22 protein-coding genes and 1 tRNA gene are annotated in these 19,650 nt (G+C 68.6%); 13 read left to right on the forward strand and 10 right to left on the reverse strand.

What is annotated here, in order from left to right; translation table 11 throughout:
- Positions 1 to 13: 13 nt before the first annotated feature.
- Positions 14 to 1,126 (forward strand): S-methyl-5-thioribose-1-phosphate isomerase, encoded by a 1,113-nt coding sequence (gene mtnA, locus CJZ78_RS09770; RefSeq protein WP_094561171.1) that lies wholly within the window; start codon positions 14 to 16, stop codon positions 1,124 to 1,126.
- Position 1,127: 1 nt separating this feature from the next.
- Positions 1,128 to 1,802 (forward strand): class II aldolase/adducin family protein, encoded by a 675-nt coding sequence (locus CJZ78_RS09775; RefSeq protein ID WP_094561172.1) that lies wholly within the window; start codon positions 1,128 to 1,130, stop codon positions 1,800 to 1,802.
- Here CJZ78_RS09775 and CJZ78_RS09780 read toward each other — a convergent pair.
- Genes CJZ78_RS09780 through CJZ78_RS09790 form a run of 3 tightly spaced genes read right to left on the reverse strand, consistent with a single transcriptional unit; the run spans position 1,799 to position 6,368 of the window.
- The gene (locus CJZ78_RS09780) at positions 1,799 to 3,127 is read right to left on the reverse strand and encodes a sodium/glutamate symporter (RefSeq protein ID WP_094561137.1); all 1,329 of its coding nucleotides are present in this window, start codon (positions 3,125 to 3,127) and stop codon (positions 1,799 to 1,801) included. The two genes, CJZ78_RS09775 and CJZ78_RS09780, sit on opposite strands and share 4 nt — an antisense overlap.
- Complete coding sequence (locus CJZ78_RS09785) at positions 3,124 to 4,476, reverse strand: sodium/glutamate symporter (RefSeq protein ID WP_094561139.1); 1,353 nt, start codon at positions 4,474 to 4,476, stop codon at positions 3,124 to 3,126. Before CJZ78_RS09785 ends, CJZ78_RS09780 begins: the two co-directional genes overlap by 4 nt.
- Complete coding sequence (locus CJZ78_RS09790; RefSeq protein WP_233128657.1) at positions 4,473 to 6,368, reverse strand: prolyl oligopeptidase family serine peptidase; 1,896 nt, start codon at positions 6,366 to 6,368, stop codon at positions 4,473 to 4,475. The genes CJZ78_RS09785 and CJZ78_RS09790 overlap by 4 nt, the downstream gene beginning before the upstream one ends.
- 230 nt (positions 6,369 to 6,598) lie before the next feature.
- On the opposite strand from CJZ78_RS09790, the gene def reads away from it, so the two are divergent.
- The 4 genes from def (at position 6,599) to rpsU (ending at position 8,318) form a co-directional block, all read left to right on the forward strand.
- Positions 6,599 to 7,183 (forward strand): peptide deformylase, encoded by a 585-nt coding sequence (def, locus tag CJZ78_RS09795; RefSeq protein ID WP_233128662.1) that lies wholly within the window; start codon positions 6,599 to 6,601, stop codon positions 7,181 to 7,183.
- 9 nt (positions 7,184 to 7,192) lie between these two features.
- Complete coding sequence (locus tag CJZ78_RS09800) at positions 7,193 to 7,390, forward strand: hypothetical protein (protein WP_094561141.1); 198 nt, start codon at positions 7,193 to 7,195, stop codon at positions 7,388 to 7,390.
- Between the two features lie 54 nt (positions 7,391 to 7,444).
- On the forward strand, positions 7,445 to 8,071 hold the full coding sequence (locus CJZ78_RS09805; protein ID WP_094561174.1) for a DUF3747 domain-containing protein: 627 nt from the start codon (positions 7,445 to 7,447) through the stop codon (positions 8,069 to 8,071).
- A 76-nt stretch (positions 8,072 to 8,147) separates the two neighbouring features.
- Positions 8,148 to 8,318, forward strand: coding sequence for a 30S ribosomal protein S21 (gene rpsU, locus CJZ78_RS09810; RefSeq protein WP_010304532.1), 171 nt, complete (start codon positions 8,148 to 8,150; stop codon positions 8,316 to 8,318).
- Positions 8,319 to 8,351: 33 nt separating this feature from the next.
- Here rpsU and CJZ78_RS09815 read toward each other — a convergent pair whose 3' ends face one another.
- Entirely contained in the window at positions 8,352 to 9,926 is a 1,575-nt protein-coding gene (locus CJZ78_RS09815) for a YifB family Mg chelatase-like AAA ATPase (protein WP_094561175.1), read from the reverse strand.
- 73 nt (positions 9,927 to 9,999) lie between these two features.
- On the opposite strand from CJZ78_RS09815, the gene CJZ78_RS09820 reads away from it, so the two are divergent.
- Genes CJZ78_RS09820 through CJZ78_RS09830 form a run of 3 tightly spaced genes read left to right on the forward strand, consistent with a single transcriptional unit; the run spans position 10,000 to position 12,589 of the window.
- Positions 10,000 to 10,350 carry a histidine triad nucleotide-binding protein gene (locus tag CJZ78_RS09820; RefSeq protein ID WP_094561142.1) on the forward strand — a complete coding sequence of 117 codons (351 nt, stop codon included), beginning with the start codon at positions 10,000 to 10,002 and terminating at the stop codon, positions 10,348 to 10,350.
- 51 nt (positions 10,351 to 10,401) lie between these two features.
- Positions 10,402 to 12,393 (forward strand): ABC transporter ATP-binding protein/permease, encoded by a 1,992-nt coding sequence (locus tag CJZ78_RS09825; protein WP_094561143.1) that lies wholly within the window; start codon positions 10,402 to 10,404, stop codon positions 12,391 to 12,393.
- 4 nt (positions 12,394 to 12,397) lie between these two features.
- Positions 12,398 to 12,589: a chlorophyll a/b-binding protein gene (locus CJZ78_RS09830; protein WP_094561144.1), complete on the forward strand. Its 192-nt coding sequence runs from the start codon at positions 12,398 to 12,400 to the stop codon at positions 12,587 to 12,589.
- On the opposite strand, the gene CJZ78_RS09835 is transcribed toward CJZ78_RS09830, so the two are convergent.
- The 4 genes from CJZ78_RS09835 to psbX form a co-directional block, all read right to left on the reverse strand.
- On the reverse strand, positions 12,590 to 13,066 hold the full coding sequence (locus CJZ78_RS09835) for a hypothetical protein (protein WP_094561145.1): 477 nt from the start codon (positions 13,064 to 13,066) through the stop codon (positions 12,590 to 12,592).
- Positions 13,063 to 13,581 (reverse strand): Tol biopolymer transporter periplasmic protein, encoded by a 519-nt coding sequence (locus CJZ78_RS09840; RefSeq protein WP_094561146.1) that lies wholly within the window; start codon positions 13,579 to 13,581, stop codon positions 13,063 to 13,065. Before CJZ78_RS09840 ends, CJZ78_RS09835 begins: the two co-directional genes overlap by 4 nt.
- A 92-nt stretch (positions 13,582 to 13,673) precedes the next feature.
- Positions 13,674 to 14,567 carry a Ycf66 family protein gene (locus CJZ78_RS09845; RefSeq protein ID WP_094561147.1) on the reverse strand — a complete coding sequence of 298 codons (894 nt, stop codon included), beginning with the start codon at positions 14,565 to 14,567 and terminating at the stop codon, positions 13,674 to 13,676.
- A 53-nt stretch (positions 14,568 to 14,620) separates the two neighbouring features.
- Positions 14,621 to 14,743 carry a photosystem II reaction center X protein gene (gene psbX, locus CJZ78_RS09850; protein ID WP_094561148.1) on the reverse strand — a complete coding sequence of 41 codons (123 nt, stop codon included), beginning with the start codon at positions 14,741 to 14,743 and terminating at the stop codon, positions 14,621 to 14,623.
- A gap of 90 nt (positions 14,744 to 14,833) precedes the next feature.
- On the opposite strand from psbX, the gene CJZ78_RS09855 reads away from it, so the two are divergent.
- Positions 14,834 to 15,178 carry a YggT family protein gene (locus tag CJZ78_RS09855; RefSeq protein WP_094561149.1) on the forward strand — a complete coding sequence of 115 codons (345 nt, stop codon included), beginning with the start codon at positions 14,834 to 14,836 and terminating at the stop codon, positions 15,176 to 15,178.
- 2 nt (positions 15,179 to 15,180) lie between these two features.
- On the opposite strand, the gene accC is transcribed toward CJZ78_RS09855, so the two are convergent.
- Positions 15,181 to 16,533, reverse strand: coding sequence for an acetyl-CoA carboxylase biotin carboxylase subunit (accC, locus tag CJZ78_RS09860; protein WP_094561150.1), 1,353 nt, complete (start codon positions 16,531 to 16,533; stop codon positions 15,181 to 15,183).
- Positions 16,534 to 16,665: 132 nt separating this feature from the next.
- Between accC and CJZ78_RS09865 the strand changes: the two genes are divergently transcribed.
- From CJZ78_RS09865 to msrB, 3 genes are all read left to right on the forward strand, one after another.
- Positions 16,666 to 16,747: transfer RNA gene (locus tag CJZ78_RS09865), tRNA-Leu, on the forward strand.
- Between the two features lie 26 nt (positions 16,748 to 16,773).
- Entirely contained in the window at positions 16,774 to 18,045 is a 1,272-nt protein-coding gene (locus tag CJZ78_RS09870) for a glycosyl transferase (RefSeq protein ID WP_094561151.1), read from the forward strand.
- A gap of 28 nt (positions 18,046 to 18,073) precedes the next feature.
- Entirely contained in the window at positions 18,074 to 18,517 is a 444-nt protein-coding gene (msrB, locus tag CJZ78_RS09875) for a peptide-methionine (R)-S-oxide reductase MsrB (protein WP_094561152.1), read from the forward strand.
- A 35-nt stretch (positions 18,518 to 18,552) separates the two neighbouring features.
- On the opposite strand, the gene CJZ78_RS09880 is transcribed toward msrB, so the two are convergent.
- Positions 18,553 to 19,593, reverse strand: coding sequence for a PRC-barrel domain-containing protein (locus CJZ78_RS09880; protein ID WP_198953877.1), 1,041 nt, complete (start codon positions 19,591 to 19,593; stop codon positions 18,553 to 18,555).
- Positions 19,594 to 19,650: the final 57 nt, after the last annotated feature.

Consider the following 19,650-nt stretch of genomic DNA (forward strand, 5'->3'; position numbering starts at 1 on the left):
GCACACGCGCCCCATGAACATCGATGGCAAGCCCTGGCGCACGATCTGGCTTGAGCCTGATGGCGGCCCAGGGGGCGACGCGGTGGGTGTGATCGATCAGACGCTGCTGCCGCACCAGTTCACAACGCGCAGCCTGCGCAGCTGCCAGGAGGCGGCCGAGGCGATCCGCACGATGGTGGTGCGTGGGGCGCCTCTTATTGGCGTGACTGGTGCCTACGGGTTGATGCTGGCCCTGCAGCTGGATCCGAGCGACGCCGCGCTGGCGGCGGCGTTTGAGCAGCTCAATGCCACGCGGCCCACGGCGATCAACCTGCGCTGGGCGTTGGAGCGGGTGCGGGCCAAGGTGCAGCCATTGCCGCCGGCCGAGCGGGCCGAGGCGGCCAAGGCGGAGGCCGCGGCGATCGCCGATGAAGACGTGGCGATGTGCGAGGCCATCGGCGATCACGGCCTGGCCATCGTCCAGCAGCTGGCGGCCCGCAAGCCCGGCGCCACGCTCCAGGTGCTCACCCACTGCAATGCCGGCTGGCTGGCGACGGTGGACTGGGGCACGGCCTTGGCTCCCATCTACAAGGCCCACCGCGCTGGGCTCAACATCCACGTGTGGGTCGATGAGACCCGCCCCCGCAACCAGGGCGCCAGCCTTACGGCCTTTGAGCTGGGCAAGGAGGGCGTGCCCCACACCGTGATCGTCGACAACGCCGGCGGTCACCTGATGCAGCACGGCCAGGTGGATGCGGTGATCGTGGGCACCGACCGCACCACCCGCCGCGGCGACGTGTGCAACAAGATCGGCACCTACCTCAAGGCCCTCGCCGCCTACGACAACGGTGTGCCCTTTTACGTGGCCCTGCCCGCCTCCACCATTGACTGGACGATCGATGACGGCGTGGCCGAGATCCCGATCGAGGCCCGCAACGCCGAGGAGGTGACCCAGATCCAGGGCCGCATCAGCACCGGCTCCGCCGCCGGGGAGATCGCCCAGGTGCAGCTGAGCCCCAATGGCAGCCCTGGCTTCAACCCGGCCTTCGATGTGACCCCCGCTCGGTTGGTGACAGGCCTGATCACCGAGCGGGGTGTGGCCGAGGCCAGTGAGGCGGGGCTACGGGAGCTCTACGGCCGTGGCTGAGTTGAACACCGAAGACCAAGCCCGCCAGGACCTGCTGGCGGCCACGCGGCGCCTGAGCAGTACCGGGCTCAATTCCGGTACCGCCGGCAACCTCTCGGTGCGGATCGAGGGCGGCCTGCTGATCACCCCCAGCTCCGTCCCCCCTGAGCAGATGGGGCCTGAGGATCTGGTGGCGATCGACCACCAAGGTCAGCCCCTGGCGGGCCGGGCGACGGTGCCTGGCCGCAGCCCCTCCTCCGAGTGGCGCCTGCATGCCGATCTGCTGGGCCAGCGGCCGGAGATCCAGGCCGTGGTGCATTGCCATTCGATCCACGCCACGGCGCTGGCCTGCCATGGCCGCGGCATCCCACCCTTCCACTACATGGTGGTGCAGGCCGGCGGGCCCGACATCCGCTGCGGCGGCTATGCCACCTTCGGCAGCCAGGCACTCTCGGATCTGGCGGGGCAGGCCCTGGAGCACCGCCAGGCGTGTCTGCTGGCGCACCACGGCCAGGTGACCCTGGGCGCCACGCTGGCGCAGGCCCTGGCCCTGGCGATCGAGGTGGAAACCCTGGCGCAGATGTATCTGGCGGCGCTGCAGCTGGGCGAGCCGCCGCTCCTGAGCGAAGCCGAAATGGGACGGGTGGCCGAGCAGATGCGCTTGCGCCACTACGGGGCCCTCGGAGCTGCGGGTTAGCCCTGGGCTTGTTTCCGCATCGCCAGCCCCAGTCCCAGGGCCGCCAGCGTCAGCAGGGCCGCCAGGGCGGTCCAGAGCGGTAGGCCCAGGCTCACCAGGGCAATGGGTGCGAGGGCGGTCACCAGCCCGCCACCCAGAAAGGGCTCAAACACCAGCTGCTTGAACGAAAACGCTTCCAGCACGCCGCTGCGGCCGTAGGGATCGGCCATGCGCAGCAGCAGCAGCCCTGTGGCGGTCACGCCGGTGCCCTGGCCGAAATCCGCCAGGCCCCGCTCAAACCAGGCATCGGCAAACAGCCGCGGTGCCAGCCACCAGAACACCGCCAGGTTCCAGGTAAGCCCGAGCAGCGCCAGCACCACAAACGGCAGCCAGGCCTCCTCCAGTAGCGGCAGGTTGAGGCTGGCCATCGCGGCGGTGATCAGCAGATCCATGGCCAGGGCGCCCAGGCTGTGTTGCAGTGGCGCACTGGCCAGCTGGGGTTTGCCGGCCCGCTGCAGCAGCAGCTGCACGATCAGCCCGCCCACCATCGCCAGCGGAAACAGCGGCAAGGCCTTCAGAAGCGGCCAGCTGGCCACCAGCGCCTCCTTGAGCAGCACCCCCAGCCCCACCGCCGCGCCGATCAGGGCCAGGTTCACGGTGAGTGCATCGATCGTGGGCGAAGGGCCAGCCGGTAGCAGCGGCCGGCGGACAGCCTCTTCCTCGAGGGCCAGGTCGGCCGAAGCCCCCGACGCGCCCGTGCTCACCAGCCAGCGCCGCCGCCGGCCGATCGCCACCAAGGTGCTGCCGAGCAGCACCGCTGCCAACACGCCCACGGTGGCCATGGCCAGCCCCAGGGCCTCGCCACTGGCCAGGCCCAGCTCGGCAAAGCTCGGCCCCATGCCGGCGGCGGTGCCATGGCCGCCCTCGAAGCCCACCTCGATCAGGCAGGCCATCAGCGGGTTGGTGCCCAGCAGCGGCCCGAGCACCAGCAGCAACGCCAAGCCCCCCACCAGGTATTGGCCGAAGCCCAGCACCATGCCGAAGGCCACCTGGCTGGCGCTGCGCTGCCACAGCTGCCGCGGGCTGGGCAGGGCCTGGCCCAGAAACAACGTGGCAAACACCACCGTGATCAGCACGCCCGGCGTCTGGCTCCACACCGCAGTCACCCGCTCGGGAAACAGCCGCAGTGGGCTGAAGGGCCCGATCGCCAGCCCCAGCAGGCCGGCGATGAGGGCTTCCGGCAGGCCCAGCCGCTGCAGGATCCGCAGCCGCTGGCGCAGAGCCGTGGCCAGCAGCAGCAACAGGCTCAGGGCCGCGAAGGCCAGCAGCACATCAAACAATTTCATGGCCGGCCCGCTCCCAATGCCAGCGCCAGGCCGCCCCAGAGCACCGTGAGCCCTAGGCACACCCCGCCCCATAGCGGCAAGCCCCAGCTGTGCAGCGCCAGGGGTGCCGCCACCGTGACCACGCCGCCGGCCAGCACCGGCTGCAGCAGCAGCTGCTTGATCGAAAAAGCAGGGATTGCTTCGCTGCGGCCATCGGGGTCGGCCATGCCCAGCAGCAGCAGGCCACTGGCCGCCACACCGGTGGCCTGGCCGAATTCGATCACCGCCCGCTCAAACCAGCCCGCCGGCAGGATCCGCGGCGCCAGCACCAGGATCACCAGCAGGTTCCAGGCCAGCCCAAAACCGCTGAGCACCAGCAGCGGCAGCCAGTTGGCCCGCAGCAGCGGCAGGTTGAGCCCGGCGGTGGCCGCCGCAATCAGCAGGTCGGTGGCCAGGGCGCCCAGGCCGTTCTGCAGGGCTGGCACGGCCAGCTCGGCCCGGTCGCTGCGTTCCAGTGCCAGGCGCACCAGCAGTGAGCCCGCCAGGGCCAGGGGATACACCGGCAACGCATCGATCACGGTGCGCAGCATGCCGCCAGCGGGCTCGGCTAGCCGCTCCAGCCCTGCCAGCAGCACCACGCCGATGCCCACGGCGATGCCCACCAGAGCCAGGTTGGTGGCCAGCTGGCGCAGGCGCTCCGCCCAGCTGGGGCCTGCCGCCACCGCAGCCGCGGTGGGCTCGGGCAGCACACACAGCGGTGCGCCGGCCTCGGCGGCCAGCAGCCAGCCCTGCCCCTGAGCCAACACCACCAGCAGGCCGCCCACCACGGTGGAGCTGAGCAGCCCCACCGTGGCCATGGCCAGGCCTAGGTCGGTGCCGCCGGCAAAGCCCAGATCGGCGTAGATCGGCCCCATCACCGCGGCACTGCCGTGGCCGCCTTCGAAGCCCACCTCGATCAGGCAGGCCATCAGCGGATCGGCCCCCAGCCAGGGGCCCAGCACCAGCAGCACCGCCACGGCGCCCACCAAGTATTGGCCGAAGCCCAGCGTCAGGCCCAGCAGGGTCTGGGCGGCCGCCGGCTTCCACAATTTGGCCAGATCCGGCAGGGGCCGGCCCAGCATCAAGGTGCCAAACACAAAGGTGAGCAGCACCATCGGCAACCGCGCCCACAGCGTTTCCACCGGAGCCGGCAGCACCGGCCAGGGGCCATAGGGGCCCAGCAGCAGCCCCAGCACGCCGGCCACCAGCGCTGCCGGCAGGCCGATCCGCTGCAGCCCCAGGGCCGGACCGATCGCCCGTCCCAGCGCCACCAGCCCCCCCAGCACCGCCATTGCCAGGGCCAGCAGCAGGGGGCCGTGCAGGGCGCTCATCGCTGGAAGTGGCGACGGAAGAACGCCTCCGTGGCCTCGAGCACCTGGATCCGCACGCTGCCGCTGCGGAAGCCGTGGCCCTCGCCGGCAAAGCGGTGCACCTCCACCGGGATGCCGTTCGCCTCCAGTGCCGCCGCCATGCGCTCGGTCTGCTCGGGCGGCACCACCTGGTCGTCGAGACCCTGGAAAAAGACCACCGGGCAGCGGATCTGATCGGCGTGGGCCAGGGGTGAGCGGGCTTCGTAGGCGGCGCGCGCTTCGGGCCAGGGGCTGATCAGGCCATCGAGATAACGGGCTTCAAAGCGATGGCTCTCGCTCGCCAACGCGCTGGGGTCGGTGACGCCGTAGCGGCTCGCGCCGGCGCGAAAAACGTCTGTGAAGCAGAGGGCGGCCAGGGCGGTGAAGCCGCCGGCACTGCCGCCTTCGATGGCGATGCGCGCAGGGCTGGCTTGCCCCGCCGCCACCAGGGCCTGGGCGGCGGCGGCGCAATCGGCCACATCCACCACGCCCCACTGGCCATCGAGCCGCTCGCGGTAAGCCCGCCCGAAGCCGGTGGAGCCGCCGTAGTTCACATCCACCACGCCCCAGCCGCGCGACGTCCAGAATTGAATCCCCAGGCTCAGGCCCCGCCGCGCCATGGCGGTGGGCCCGCTGTGGCCCTTCACCAGCAGGGGCGCCTCGGCGTGGGCGCCGTCGGCCGGGGGATAAAACCAGGCGTGGGTGGGCGCCCCGCCGTGGCCGGCAAACCAGAGTGGCTCGGGTTGGCTGATCGCCTCAGGCTGCAGCGGGCAGGGGGCCACCGGCGTGTGACGCCAAACGCCTGTGTCGAGTTTCAGCTCCAGCAGCCCCTCCGGACTGGTGGGGTTGCTGGCGAGTGCCACCAGCGTCCCGGCTTCGGCGCTCAGGCCGGCCAGATCGTCGAAGGGCTGGTCCAGGGGCTCCCAGGCGGCCGGCGTGCCCACCCGGTCTGGGGTCAGATGCACCCGCCCAAGCTGCCAAGCCCCCTCCTGAGCGGCCGCGGCGATCAGCTGCTGGCCGTCCCAGGCGGTGGTGCGCATGCCATACACCCACTGGGGCATGGCGAATTCGGCCTCCAGCGGTAGCAGGGGCTGCCAGGCGCCGCTGGCGGTGTCGAGTCGCTGCAGGTTCCACCAGCCCGAGGCGTCGCTGGCCACCACCAGCTCGCTGGGACTGATCCAGAGGGGCTGAAACACCGAGATCGCTGCGGCGTCGGTGTCAGTGTCGGTGTCAGTGGCGTTGGGGCCGGAGCCGGCCACCGGCCGGGGCTCCTCCAGCGTGCCGTCGTCATTCACCGCCGCAAGCCATAGCTGGCTGCGCTGCCAGGGCATGAACGGCTGCTGCCACTCCACCCAGGCCAGCTGGCCGCCATCAGGGCTGAGAGCGGCGTAGCCGCAGAAGTCGGCCGGCTGATGCAACCGCTGCGGCTCGCCGCCGGCCAGGGGCACCGCCACCAGCTGGTCGCGGCCCTCGGCTTCCATCACGCCGAGCCAGCGCCGGCGGGGAGCATCGATCAGTCCATCGGCGAAGGCCCGTGGCCCAGGGGTGGTGAGCCGCCGCGGGGCGCCGGGCAGATTCAGGTGCCAGAGGCAGCGGTCGCTGTCGTCGACGAACACCAGATCGTTGCCCCCAACGGCATAGACACCGCCGCCGTATTCGTGAACCCGACTGCGCAGGTTGTGGGGGCTCGGGGTGAGCTCGACCGCGACCCCGCCCGCCGCCGGCCGCAGCATCAAGGTGGTGCGGCCCTGCTCCTGGGGGCGTTGTTCCAGCCACAGCAGCCGCCCATCGCGGAGCAGCGGTTCCTTGAGGCTGGGGGTGCGTCCCTCCACCAGCGCCGCGGCTAAGGGTTCAGGGCGGCGTGTGCGGGTCACGGCAGTGCTCAACGTGGTGCTCGAGGTTGGGTTCAACGGAGCTGAGCGGGGGAGCGTTTGAGGCTGTGTTTGAAAAGCGTTTGACAGAGCGTTTCACAGGGCGTTTCACAGGGCTTGCCGGCCAGGGCCCACCAGGCGTTCAGCCAGGGACTCCGGCCGGCCGCCTTAGGATGATGTGCAACGTTTTAAGTATCCCGTTGGCCCGCAGTTCCGCCGGCAGCTTTGCCCAGATGGCTCGCTCCGCCGTGCAGGCCACCCGCAGTGTTCAGGTGCCCAAGGTGGCTCTCGATGAGCCCCCCCTCACCATCCACACCCTTGGCGATGCAGTGCTCCGCACCCCTGCTAAGCGCATCAGCAAGGTGGATGAGAGTGTGCGGGATCTGGCCCGCGACATGCTACGCAGCATGTACAGCGCCCACGGCATTGGCCTGGCCGCCCCCCAGGTGGGGGTGCACAAGCAGCTGCTTGTGATCGATCTGGATCCCGAAAATGCCGCCACGCCGCCGATGGTGCTGATCAACCCGGAGATCGGCTCCTTCGGGGCCGCCATCGAGACCTATGAAGAGGGCTGCCTGAGCATCCCCGGGGTCTATCTCAACGTGGTGCGTCCGGCTGCCGTTGAGGTCAGCTACCGCGACGAGATGGGCCGGCCCCAACGGGTCAAGGCCGATGGCCTGTTGGCTCGCTGCATCCAGCACGAGATGGATCACCTCAATGGGGTGCTGTTCGTCGATCGGGTCACCGATGAGCTCAGCCTCAATGAGGGCCTTCAGGAGAAGGGCTTCCAGCGTGCCGACGTCCACTCCATTCGCTAACCACGACCCATGCCGATGAAACCGCTGGCTGGCCTGTTCCTGGCCTTGGCGTGCCTGCTGGGAATTGCTTCAACCGGGTCGGTGTTTGAGCTGGCCTATGGCGATCCCGACCTTGGGGTGTCCACCACCCGTTGGATCCTGGGCATGAGCCTGCCGGGCACCGTGGTGGCGCTGGTGCTGGCCATCCGTATCAACAAGCCGGCTTAGCTCTGGCCGGCCGCTTTGCATACGATTGCGTTCACCAAGTTCCCGGATGCCGTGATGCGATTGCCAGTTCTGCGCGCCCGTTCGCTCCCCTTGGCTGCCTGTGCGGCTGTGCTGAGTGCTGGCAGCGTCAGTCCGGCGATGGCCAGCGCCTTGTTTGAGGCGGTCGACCTGAGTCAGGAGCGCTTCGTGCTGGTGGCGGCGCCGATCGGGGATGGCACCCGCGCCCAGCTCAACATCTACGAACAGCTCAAGCCCACTCGCCCCTGTTTTGTGGTTGCTCCCGGGGCGCCTGCGGCCGTCGAACCCCTGTTGGCCACATTTGATTTCAGCGGGATCTGCAGCCGCTTCATCGACGCCAATGGCTACTCGGTGCGGGTTGGGGGCGACGATCTGGCCGCCAGCTATCGGCTCACAGTGGTGCGCCAGAGCAACGACAACGTTCTTCTGGCCTTCCCTACCAAGGTCGGCGCGGGGCCAGAAATGGTGGTAGCCCGGACCCAGGGTCCAGGCACCGGTTTCCTGCAGCTGGTGTTTGAACCAGGCTGGCAGCTCAAGCGCCGGGCCTATGGCGGCCGAGCCCTTGGCCACGTGTACATCTACCGCGAAGCCTGGCCCGAGGCCCTGACTCAGCAGGCTGCTCCCTCCGCCCGCCCGGCTTCTGGTGGTGCCGCTGGCGACTGAGTCTGGCCTGTGCCCGAGCGGGCCCTGGGACAAGCGGTTGCTACATTAGCCAACTCTGTGAGCACTGCAGCGCTTCATGACCCAGGTCACTGTCGGCGAAAACGAAGGGATTGAATCGGCCCTCCGCCGCTTCAAGCGCCAGGTGTCCAAGGCGGGCATCTTTGCCGACCTCAAGCGTCTGCGGCACCACGAGACCCCCGTTGAGAAGTACAAGCGCAAGGCCCAGCAGCGCCGCCGCCGCCGCTGATTGGCGCGGAGCCGGAGCAGCCCCCTCTCTCGATCAATGCCCCTGGTCAAAGGAGCGGTAGGTCAGCGCTTCGGCAATGGCCTCTGCGCTGATCCGCTCTTGTTCGGCCAGGTCGCTGATTGTTTGGGCGACCCGCAACAGCCGCGCTCCGGCGCGCGCGCTCAGCTGCCGCTGCTGAAGAGCGCCTTCCCAGAGGTTTAAGGCCTCGCTGTCGAGCTGCACCACCTGCTCCAATTGCCCTCCGGGGATGCGGCTGTTGGTGCAGCCCAAGGGGTTGCGGCTGGACATCTGCAAGCGGGCTCGTTGCACCCGTGCCCGCACGACGGCCGTTGATTCGGCCTTGGCATCGGTCGTCTTGCCGGCTGCCGGGCCTTCAGTGCCCCCCTGGCTGCGGAAGGGGGCGGTGAGGGCTTCGCTGGATGGCCGGCGCATCACCACCTGGAGATCAATACGATCCAGCAGCGGCCCGGATAGCCGGCCCCAGTAGCGCCGCCGCTGCCCTTCGCCGCAGGTGCAGCTGCGTTCCGGATCCCCAAACCAGCCGCAGGGGCAGGGGTTGGCGGCGGCCACCAGGGTGATCCGGCAGGGGAAGCGGGTGCGTTGGCGGGCGCGGTGGATCCACACCTCTCCGTCTTCTAAGGGCTGGCGCAGTTGGTCGAGCACTGCCCGCCGAAATTCGGCCAGCTCATCGAGAAACAGCACCCCATGGTGGGCGAGGGCCAGTTCCCCAGGCCGGGGCTGGGCGCCGCCGCCGATCAGCCCCGGGGCGGAGCAGCTGTGGTGGGGGCTTCGAAAGGGGCGGGTTTGCAGCAGGCCCTGGCTGCTGTCGAGCAGTCCTGCCACCGAGTGAATCGCCGTTAATTCCAGCGCCTCAGCTGGATTCAGTGGCGGTAGTAGGCCAGCTAGGCGCTGGGCCAGCATCGTTTTACCGCTGCCGGGGGGGCCGCAGAGCAGTAGGTGGTGTCCTCCGGCGGCGGCGATCTCCAGGGCACGGCGCCCATGGGCCTGTCCCTTGACGTCGGCGAGATCCTTGGCCGCCGGCTCGGGCGAGGCCAGCTGGGGGGTGGAGGATCCTTTGCAGGCTTGATTGGGGGCTTTGGGGTGCTGCAGCCGCCAGAGCACTTGGCCCAGATCGCTCGCCCCCCACACCTGCAGCCCCTCCACGAGGGCGGCCTCCCAGGCATTGGCCTCTGGCACCACAAGGGCCCTGGCGCCATGCTGGCGGGCCGCGATGGCGATGGCGAGAACACCCCGGATTGGGCGCAGCGCTCCGTCGAGGCCCAGCTCTGCAGCACTCCACACCCCATCGCAGCAGGCCTCGCCCAGCTGGCCACTGGCCAGCAGCAGCCCCAGAGCAATCGGCAGGTCGAAGCCGGGCCCCTCTTTGCGCAGGTCGGCTGGGGCCAGGTTCACCACCACCCGCGTCAGGGGCACCTTCAGGCCGCTGTGGCGCAGGGCGGAGCGCACCCGCTCCCGGGCCTCCTGCACCGCTGCGTCGGCCAGGCCCACCAGCTGCAGGCCCGGCAATCCCGGGGCGAGATCCACCTCCACCAGCACGGGTCTGGCGTCCAGCCCTCGCAGAGACGCGGTCTTGCACCGTGCCAACATCACGCCTTCGGCCACTACAGCGTTAGTGCCCGAGCTGTCTCACCCCGACCACTCCGCGACGCCCCCTGCAGCGATGGCCAGCTCCGCCGATCCGGCCCCGACTGACACGATCTTTGCGCGCATCCTGCGCGGTGAGATCCCTTGTGATCAGGTGTATGCCGACGAGCACTGTCTGGCCTTTCGCGATGTGGCCCCCCAGGCCCCGGTGCATGTGCTGGTGATCCCCCGCGAGCCCATCACCCAGCTGTCTGAGGCTTCGGAGGAGCATGAGCTGTTGTTGGGCCATTTGTTGCTGGTGGCCGCGCGGGTGGCGCGCCAGGAGGGGCTGGAGTCGTTCCGCACCGTGATTAACAGTGGCGCCGAGGCGGGTCAAACCGTGTTTCACCTGCACGTTCATGTGATGGGTGGGCGTCCCCTGGCCTAGCCGCCGGGCTAGCTGCCGGCCCAGCCACAATGCCCTGATCTGATCCGCTCCATGAATCCCTTCAAGGCCCTTCGCGTTCAGCTGGCCAAGCTGCAACGCCTGGCCCAGCCCTACTTCCTGCCGGTGGACGACAGCCAGGGCTGGCAGTTTTTGCTGCTTGTGGTGGCCTTGCTCGCCGTGGTGGTCGGCAGCACCCTGCTGCTGCTGACCGGTGTGTTGGCCCTGAGCGGGGCCCTGATCCCCGAGCTGCGCAGCCGTTTCCTGCCGGGGGTGCCCGAGCAGGTGGCCGCCATTTGGCGCAGCCCGATCGGCCCGCTGGTGATGGTGCTGCTGGCCGGGGGCCTGGGCTGTTTTGTGGCCCTGCGCAGCAAGTTGCGCCAGGGGCGCTGGCTGCCGTGGCTGCTGATGGGGGTGATCACCTTGCTGATCCTGGTGATCAATGGCATCAATGTGGGCATTAGCTTTATTGCTCGCAACATTGAAAATGCTCTGGTTGCTTATAACGCAGAAGAATTCTGGAAGATCGTTGCTATCTACGCCTTCTGCCTGGTTTTAGCCTTGCCGATCCGGGCGATTCAGAGCTATCTGATCCCGAAGCTCGGCCTGCTATGGCGGGAATGGTTGAGTGGGCGTCTGCTGGGCCGCTATATGTCCAACCGTGCCTACTACGTTCTCAACCCGAATGACGAATCGCTGGAGGAAATCGACAACCCTGATCAACGGATTTCCCAGGACACGGCGAGCTTCACTGGTACGAGTCTGAGTGTCACCGTTGAGATCATCTCGGCGCTGTTGACCTTCGTTAGTTTCATCATCGTGCTCTGGACCATCAGCGACCAGTTGGCGCTGGTGCTGTTGGTTTACTCCGTGGGTGGTACGGCCCTGATTGTGTTTGCAAGCCGCAAGCTGGTGAACCTGAACTATCAGCAGCTCAAGCTTGAGGCCGACTTTCGCTACGGGCTTGTCCACATTCGTGACAATGCCGAGTCGATTGCCTTCTATCGCGGTGAACAGCAGGAAGCCCGGGAGGCGGAGCGTCGGCTGGGTGGAGCGATTCGCAACTACGACCGCCTGATCATCTGGGAAGCGCTGATCAGTGTGATCCAGCGCTCCTACGACTACTTCTCCCGTTTTCTGCCCTGGCTGGTGATCGCGCCGATTTATTTCGCCAAGGAGGTGGATTTCGGTGTGTTTGGCCAGGCCAGCATCGCCTTCAGTCAGGTGCTGTTTTCGGTCAGCTACATCGTCAATAACATCGATCGACTGGCCGCGTTCTCCGCTTCGATCAGCCGTCTGGAGGGCTTCCAGGGCAAGGTGGATTCCATCGGCACGGAAGCAGCGGCCCTGGCGGTGCAGCTCGCCGCCACCAGCCGCGGTCGCGACGACGGCACGATCCTGGTGAGCCACGTGGATCTGGTGCCGCCTCGCACCAACCGCACCCTGATCCGTGATCTGAGCCTCGAAGTGGATCGCCACCAGCGCCTGTTGGTGGTGGGGCCTTCTGGTTGCGGCAAAACCTCCTTCCTTCGCATGGTGAGCGGGCTGTGGCCGCCGGCGGCCGGCCGGGTGGAGCGGCCCAACGAAGGGGAGCTGCTGTTCATCCCCCAGAAGCCCTACATGCTGCTGGGCAGCCTGCGGGAACAGCTCTGTTACCCCCTGCAGCCGGATCGGTTCAGCGACGACCAGCTGCGCCACGTGCTCGAGCAGGTGCGGCTGCCCGACCTGGTGCAGCGCTATCCCGATCTCGACATCATTCAGGACTGGCCCCGGCTGCTGTCCCTGGGCGAGCAGCAGCGCCTGGCCTTCGCCCGGCTGCTGCTGAATTCCCCCCGGTTTGTGGTGCTCGATGAGGCCACCAGTGCCCTGGATGTGGCCACCGAGCGTCACCTCTACGCCCTGCTAGCCGAGCGCGACATGGCCTTTGTGAGCGTGGGACACCGCCCCACCCTCACCGCCTTCCACGACACCGTGCTGGAGCTGGATGGCTGTGGCAATTGGCGCCTGTTGCCCGCGGCCGGCTATGACGTTGGCCGCCACGCCTGATCCGATGCCTGATGCGACCCCGGCCACCAGTGCCACCACCACCAGTGCTACCACCCAAGACGTGCCGGCCTTTGGCTGGAGTGGCTACGCCGAGCGGGTCAATGGCCGCTTCGCCATGGTGGGTTTTGCGGCTGTGCTGCTGATCGAAGCCCTCAGCGGCGACACCTTCCTGCGCTGGGCTGGCCTGATCCCCTGATCAGGGAATCTGCACCAGGTCCACCTGCCAGAGGCCGCCCCGGCTCACCTGCACGGCGAGTTGGCGGCCATCCGCTTGGAGCTGCACCTGGCGGGGAACGCCGCTCGGCACCATGGCGATGGGCTGCAGGCTCTGCAGTGAGCGCCGGTAGAGCACCAACTCGGTGCGTCCTTCGAGCTGCCGCACCAGGGCGATCCGCTCCCCGGCCGCATCGATGCTGACACTCACCGGTTGGGCATCGGCCCGGTTGAGCCCTGGCACGGGCACGGGCTGCTGGCGCTCGAGATCCAGCAGCTGCACCTGTTCACGCCCGCCCCGACCGCTGATCAGGGCGAGCCAGCGTCCCGACAGAGCTGGATCGCGGTTGGCGCCCAGGGCTTCGATCCGGCCGTTGAGCGGCCCGATCGGCATGGGCACTGGGCCCAGGCAGCCAGCCAGCAGTAGGGCGAGCACGGTGGTGGGCAGAAGCGATTTCATCGGGGTGTATCCAGCCCGCCGCCTTGGAGGGCGATGCCGCCGGGTAGGTCGGGCTCCAGCAGGTTGCTCAGGTCAAACAGCTGCACCCGCCACTGGCCTCCTTGGGCCACCTGCACGGCCAGCCGGCGCCCCTCCGGCGCCAGGCTGAGCCGCACGGCGGTGCGATCGGCGGGCAAGGGCAGCCGATGCAGGGCCCCGGTGGCCCGGTCTTCGATCAGCGGCAGCCGCTGGTTGCCCTGCTGCACCAGGGCGGCGACATAGCGCCCGTTCCAACTCAGCGAGGGGGAGCTGTGGGGCTGGTGATTCTGGAAGTGGCGCAGCTGCACAACCCGCCCGCTGGGCTGCTCCTGCAGCAGCAGCGTGGCGCGACCGCCGCGCTCCACCACAGAGGCCAGCCAGCGTCCCTGGCCACTGAGGGCAGGCTCCTGGCGGCTGGTGGCGCTGAGCACCCCGGCGGGTCCGGCGTTGCGGCGTGGCAACCAAGCCCCGGCGTCACAGCCTGCCAGCACACACATCAGGCCAGCCGCCAGTCCAGAAGTCAGCTGCTGCCGCAGCGTGATGGAGGAGGGCCGAGTTGGCCCAGGCCGACGGTTCGCAGCGGAGGCGGTCAGTCGTCGAAGCGGGAGCTGTTGTCCCGCGGGCGGGGCTCGGCACTGGTGGGGGGCTTCACCGGGGTGAAGTCGGCGTCGCTGATGGACTCAGCCTTGCTGATCGGCGAACCCTGGGGCACACCAGCAGGCCCACGGGACGGAGGGGCCATGGAGGGACCAGCGCCTTCGGGGCTGGTGGGGCGTCGGGTTGAGCGGGGCATCGCCTCGCTGGCGGCCACCGGTCGGCTGCCGCGCCGGGGCTCAGCAGCACCGTCGCGTTCGCGCCGGCGGGCACCAAAATCAGCAGCAGGGCGCGTGGTGCTGCCGGCGGCGCTGTAGCGGCTGCGGTCAGGGCGGTCTGCGCTTTCGCCGGCCTGGGCCTGGGGGGCCCAATCATCCTGGGCGGAGCGACGGCTGGCGGCCCGTTCGGGGATGGCGGCCCGGCTGGGGCGGCGGGCCCGGTAGAAGTCGTCGTCGTCGGACTCATCCTCGCGGGTAGGAATGCGCCGGCGTAGCGGTTGGGGCTCATCGAAGCGATCCACGTCGCTCTCGCCCCAGGGGCGTCCACCCATGCGCGGGCGATAGGGGCCTGGCGCCGGCACCGGCTCGTCGTCGTCGAAGTAGGACGAGCGCCGGGCCTGCTCAGTGGTCACCCCCCGCAGCCGCACGCTCTCGTAGGCGAAGAAGACGGTGGTGCCGGCGAGCAGAAACTGGCCGAACTGCAGAATCGGATCGAGGCGCCATCCCTGGAAAAACAGGATGCCGCCACAAAGCAGGCCCACCGCGGCGAAGAAGACGTCGTAGTCGCGTGCGAGGGCGGGCTTGAAGCTGCGCATGAAGTAGAGCAGCGCACCGCCTACCGCCAGCACGATGCCCACGATGCTGGCCCAATTCAGGCTGGCATTAACCACGGTGTTTCACCCGTCGGACCGTTGCGCCACTGTAGGCAGCCAGGCCAGGGGGATCAGAGCTTGCGATCGAGGCGGTCGTTCTGGCTGATCAACACCAGGGCGATGGTGATCGGCACCACCACGATCACTGCACCCGCAACGAGGCTGCTCAGGAAGTTGGCGAGGGAAGGCGTCATGGCGGGGCCAGCTCTCAGGCATCAAGCGTCGCGAAATCCTAAGCAGTGGCGGCGGCTTCCTACGCTGCAGGCCCAGCTGCTTAGAGCTTTGTGACGGCCCTGCCACCCACGTCCCCGTCCTGGTTGCCGGTGCTGTCAGGGCTGCACCTGGTTTTGGGGTTGGGGCTGGCGCTCTGGACCCTGCTGTTTCTGTTCCGGATTGTGCTCACCTGGTACCCCCAGGTGGATCTGAGCCGCGGTGCGATGCGGCTGGTCGGCGCCCCGACCGAGCCCGTGCTGGCTGCCACGCGGCGCCTCATCCAGCCGATTGGCGGGGTGGATGTCACCCCGGTGGTGTGGGTAGGCCTGCTGAGCCTGGTGCGCGAGCTGTTGGTGGGCCAGCAGGGATTGGTCAGCCAGGTGCTGATGCGGGCCCAGGCCGGTTTGGTCGGCTGAGTTCAGGCCGGGGGCAGCATCTCCTGCTCAACAAATTTGGTGTGCACGTCGCCGGCCAGAAATTCTGGCCGGTCCAGCAGCTGCAGGTGGAACTCGATCGTGGTGGGAATGCCGGTGACGGCGCACTCGGAGAGGGCCCGCCGCAGCCGCTTGAGGGCGTGTTCGCGATCCGTACCCCACACGATCACCTTGCCGATTAGCGAGTCGTAGAAGGGCGGAATCTCGTAGCCCGTGTACACGTGGCTATCGACCCGCACGCCGGGGCCGCCGGGGGGGAGCCAGCCGGTGATTTTGCCGGGGGCTGGGCGGAAGTTTTGGCGGGGGTCTTCGGCGTTGATGCGCACTTCGATGGCGTGGCCGCAGAGCTTGATCTGCTCCTGGGTCACGGAGATCGGTTCGCCGCCGGCGATGCGCAGCTGCTCGGCGATCAGGTCGACCCCGGTGACCATTTCGGTGACCGGGTGCTCCACCTGGATGCGGGTGTTCATCTCCATGAAGTAGAAGGCGCCGCTGCGGTCCACCAGGAATTCCACGGTGCCGGCGCCCTCGTAGCCGATGGTGCGGGCGGCGGCCACGGCGGCCTCGCCCATCTGGCGGCGCAGGTCGGCGTTGATGGCCACGCTTGGGGCCTCTTCCAGCAACTTCTGGTGGCGGCGCTGGATCGAGCAGTCGCGCTCGCCAAGGTGCACCACGTTGCCGTGGCGATCGGCCAGCACCTGCACTTCCACGTGCCGGGGCCGGTCGATGAACTTCTCCATATAGAGCCCCGGGTTGCCAAAGGCTGCTTCGGCTTCGCCCTGGGCGGCCTTGAACAGGCTCTCGAGTTGCTCGGGCCCGGGCACCAGGCGCATGCCCCGGCCGCCGCCGCCGGCGGTGGCCTTGATCATCACCGGGCAGCCCATCTCAGCCGCCAGCCGGCGGGCCTCGTCCACGCTCTGCAACAGCCCTTCGCTGCCGGGGATGGTGGGCACGCCCACCAGCTGCATGGTGGCTTTGGCCGTGGACTTGTCGCCCATCGAGCGGATCGCCTCCGGCGACGGGCCCACGAAGGTGAGGCCGTGGTCGGCGCAGATCTCGGCGAAGCGGTCGTTTTCGGCCAGGAAGCCGTAGCCGGGGTGGATGGCGTCGGCACCTCTGGAGGTGGCCGCCGCCAGAATGTTGGGGATGTTGAGGTAGCTCTTGCTGCTGGGCGCCTCGCCCACGCACACCGCTTCATCAGCGAGCTGCACGTGCAGCGCGTTCTTGTCCACCGTGCTGTAAACCGCCACGGTGGGGATGCTGAGCTCCCGGCAGGTGCGCAGGATCCTCAGGGCAATTTCGCCACGGTTGGCGATCAGCAACTTGCCGATGGACATCCGCGACGACTCAGCAGAACCAGGCCAATGCGGACTTTATCAGTGCTGCTAGAGCCCGCTTTCCAGGGGGTTCCCGGAGGGGCAATGGGTATATTGCTCGGACCGGAGCGCCTCCAGCGATCCGTACCACATGCGGATGTGGTGGAATTGGTAGACACGCACGTTTGAGGGGCGTGTGGCTTCGGCCTTACGAGTTCAAGTCTCGTCATCCGCATTTCTTTTTTCCGGCTCTCCCAGCTGATGCATCCGGCACCGGTGTCGATCGTGCTGGTGAGCAACGGGCCCGGTGAGCTCTCCACCTGGGTACGACCCCTGGCCCTGCGCCTGCAGCGCTTGATGCCGCTGCGGCCGGCCGTTGCTGGAGCCGCCTGCAGCTTGCAGCTCGTGCTGGTGCCCTGCCCGAATGGCACCGGCCGGGAACATCACGCCGCCGGAAGCTGGGGGCTGTTCGAGCGCATCGTGCCGGCTCGGCAGTTTTGGGAGCTGTTGCTGCAACCCCGGCGCTTCGGCCCCTGGAGCCGTCAGGGGGTGGTGGTGTTTTTAGGGGGGGATCAGTTCTGGACGGTGCTGCTCTCGGCGCGCCTCGGCTACCGGCACCTCACCTATGCCGAATGGGTGGCCCGATGGCCCGGATGGAACGATCGGATTGCGGCGATGGGGCCCCTGGCGGCCGGTCGGCTGGCGCCGCGCTGGGCCGAGCGCTGCACGGTGGTCGGCGATCTGATGGCTGATCTGTCGGAGTCGGCCCGCAGCGATGCGCCGCTTCCCGAGGGCGAGTGGGTCGCCCTGCTGCCGGGCTCCAAGCGGGCCAAATTGCGTGTGGGCGTGCCGTTCCTGCTGGAGACGGCCGATCGCCTGGCGGCGCTACGACCGGACTGCCGTTTCCTGTTGCCCCTGGCCCCCACCACCAGCGTGGAGGATTTGCTCGCCCAGGCCGGTGCGGCCAATCCGATCGCCCGGGCCTACCGATCCGGGGTGCCCCGGCTACTGGGTGCCGATCTACTGGAGACGCAGGCCGGCACCCGCCTGCAGCTGGTGCTTGAAAATCCAGCCCACAGTGCCCTGAGCCAATGCGCCCTGGCCCTGACCACCGTGGGGGCCAACACGGCGGAACTGGCGGCGCTGGGGGTGCCGATGTTGGTGCTGGTGCCCACCCAGCACCTGCACGTGATGCAGGCCTGGGATGGCTTGGCCGGCCTGCTGGGGCGCCTGCCGCTGCTGCGTTGGCTGTTTGGGGTGCTGCTCACGGCCTGGCGACTGCGGCACCGGGGTTTTCTGGCCTCCCCCAACATTGCCGCCGGCCGCATGCTGGTGCCCGAGCGGGTGGGGGGGATCACGCCGGAGGGCATTGCCGCTGAGGCCGCCGACTGGCTGGCGGCACCCGAACGCCTGGAGGGCATGAGGGCCGATCTGCGCAGCCTGCGCGGCCAGCCCGGGGCGGTGGCCAGCCTGGCGGCCCTGGTGCAGGAACTGCTGCCCCCTGACGCGAGGGGCCCCGGCCCAGGTGCCTAGGGTTGCCACCAGCGTTCTGATCGTTCCTATGGCTGATGCCGCCAGCACCCCCGACCCTTCGGCCTGCGGCCTCGACAGCGGCCTGGCCCGCGGGGCCAGCGAGGAGCAGTGGCGCCAGAAGCTCACCCCCGAGCAGTTTCGGATTGCGCGCCAGGGCGGCACCGAGCGGGCCTTCACCGGTGCCTACTGGAACAACAAGGGCAACGGGATGTACCACTGCATCTGCTGCGATGCCGAGCTCTACAGCAGTGCCACCAAGTTTGATTCCGGCACGGGCTGGCCCAGCTTCTGGGATGGGGTGAAGCCGGGGGCCATCAGCACCCACACCGATAGCTCCCACGGCATGGTGCGTACCGAAATCCGCTGCGCCAACTGTGACGCCCACCTCGGTCACGTGTTCAATGATGGGCCGGCCCCCACGGGCCAGCGCCACTGTGTCAACTCAGCGTCGCTGGCATTCCGCGAGCGCTGAGCGGCGGCTGAGGGGGCACGATTCAGCGCAGCCCCTCACCAGGGGTCGGCCAGGTCCTCGGCGTCCACGTCCAGCGGTTCGCGCGTAGGCGTGGGGGCTGGACGACGTTCCGGTTGACGGGCCTCCAGGGGCCGCCTCTCCACGGGGCGGGGCTCGGAGGCGCGGATTTCTGGGGCGATGGGTTCGGGCTCGAGCGGCCGCCGGCGCTCCTCATATCGGGGCTCCTCATATCGGGGTTCTTCGTATCGGGGTTGCTCGTAGCGGGACTCCTCCTCATCGAGGTAGCGGCGCTGGCGCAGCGGCTCCCGTTGACGCTGGGCATCGAGCTCGACGTAATCAAGCTCCTCTTCGGGCTCCATGGCCCGGCTGGTGGCCGGCTGGATGCGGCGTTGTTCCAGCACCGCCGGCTGACCCGGGGCTAACTGGTTTTCCACCGGCACCATGCCGCTGCGGTAGCGCTCCCGCTCCTCCTGCTCCCAGCTGGGCCCGCCGATGCCGAGCTTCTCGAGCAGGCCGGAGCCCAGTTGCTTGAGCTTGTCTTCGGCGCCCTCGTAAACAATGATTCGATCGGGACCGCTGCTGACGATCTCCTCGACCGTGAGCTCCCAGGTGCTCAGCACGCCCTCGCCGAGCAGGGGCACCCCCAGGGCGCCGATCACCAGGGTGGCCAGCTCGCCGGTTTCGATGTCGAAGCTGAAGCCGAGCACCCGTCCCAGCTGGTCGCCCGCCTCGGTGATCACCTGGCAGTTGATCACCTTGCCGTAGCGGTCGGGGTTGAAACCCTCCGCCAGCGAATCGGCAGAATCCACCAGGATCACGTCGCCCACCTGGCGAATCCGATCGAGGGGCATCCAGCGCGGCAGGCCCGGCAAGAAACGGGTGAGCGGGTTGTCACGCAGGCCCAGCGCCACCACCTCGCGCCGGTCTATGTCCACCACCACCTCACCCACCACCCCCAGCCGCCGGCCGGTGTCGCGGGTGATCACCTGGGTGCCCATCAGCTCGGAGCGCAACCAGAGGCGATCGCTCGGCGCGGCTGCTCCGAGATCAGCAGAGGGGGGAATGGAGGAGGTCAATGAAAGGGTCGTGCCCGTGGCCCAGTCGGCCCATTGTGGCCCACCTGGCTCGACGGG

The sequence above is a fragment of the Synechococcus sp. 8F6 genome (assembly GCF_002252665.1).
Classification (GTDB): Bacteria; Cyanobacteriota; Cyanobacteriia; order PCC-6307; family Cyanobiaceae; genus Cyanobium_A.

Coding starts and splice junctions, on each gene's coding strand:
- CJZ78_RS09835 (WP_094561145.1), bottom strand. CDS start 13,066: ATGAAATCGCTTCTGCCCACCACCGTGCTCGCCCTACTGCTGGCTGGC.
- def (WP_233128662.1), top strand. CDS start 6,599: ATGGCTCGCTCCGCCGTGCAGGCCACCCGCAGTGTTCAGGTGCCCAAG.
- rpsU (WP_010304532.1), top strand. CDS start 8,148: ATGACCCAGGTCACTGTCGGCGAAAACGAAGGGATTGAATCGGCCCTC.
- accC (WP_094561150.1), bottom strand. CDS start 16,533: ATGTCCATCGGCAAGTTGCTGATCGCCAACCGTGGCGAAATTGCCCTG.
- CJZ78_RS09800 (WP_094561141.1), top strand. CDS start 7,193: ATGCCGATGAAACCGCTGGCTGGCCTGTTCCTGGCCTTGGCGTGCCTG.
- psbX (WP_094561148.1), bottom strand. CDS start 14,743: ATGACGCCTTCCCTCGCCAACTTCCTGAGCAGCCTCGTTGCGGGTGCA.
- CJZ78_RS09820 (WP_094561142.1), top strand. CDS start 10,000: ATGGCCAGCTCCGCCGATCCGGCCCCGACTGACACGATCTTTGCGCGC.
- CJZ78_RS09870 (WP_094561151.1), top strand. CDS start 16,774: ATGCATCCGGCACCGGTGTCGATCGTGCTGGTGAGCAACGGGCCCGGT.
- msrB (WP_094561152.1), top strand. CDS start 18,074: ATGGCTGATGCCGCCAGCACCCCCGACCCTTCGGCCTGCGGCCTCGAC.
- CJZ78_RS09785 (WP_094561139.1), bottom strand. CDS start 4,476: ATGAGCGCCCTGCACGGCCCCCTGCTGCTGGCCCTGGCAATGGCGGTG.
- CJZ78_RS09815 (WP_094561175.1), bottom strand. CDS start 9,926: ATGTTGGCACGGTGCAAGACCGCGTCTCTGCGAGGGCTGGACGCCAGA.
- CJZ78_RS09830 (WP_094561144.1), top strand. CDS start 12,398: ATGCCTGATGCGACCCCGGCCACCAGTGCCACCACCACCAGTGCTACC.
- CJZ78_RS09805 (WP_094561174.1), top strand. CDS start 7,445: ATGCGATTGCCAGTTCTGCGCGCCCGTTCGCTCCCCTTGGCTGCCTGT.
- mtnA (WP_094561171.1), top strand. CDS start 14: ATGAACATCGATGGCAAGCCCTGGCGCACGATCTGGCTTGAGCCTGAT.
- CJZ78_RS09780 (WP_094561137.1), bottom strand. CDS start 3,127: ATGAAATTGTTTGATGTGCTGCTGGCCTTCGCGGCCCTGAGCCTGTTG.
- CJZ78_RS09840 (WP_094561146.1), bottom strand. CDS start 13,581: ATGTGTGTGCTGGCAGGCTGTGACGCCGGGGCTTGGTTGCCACGCCGC.
- CJZ78_RS09825 (WP_094561143.1), top strand. CDS start 10,402: ATGAATCCCTTCAAGGCCCTTCGCGTTCAGCTGGCCAAGCTGCAACGC.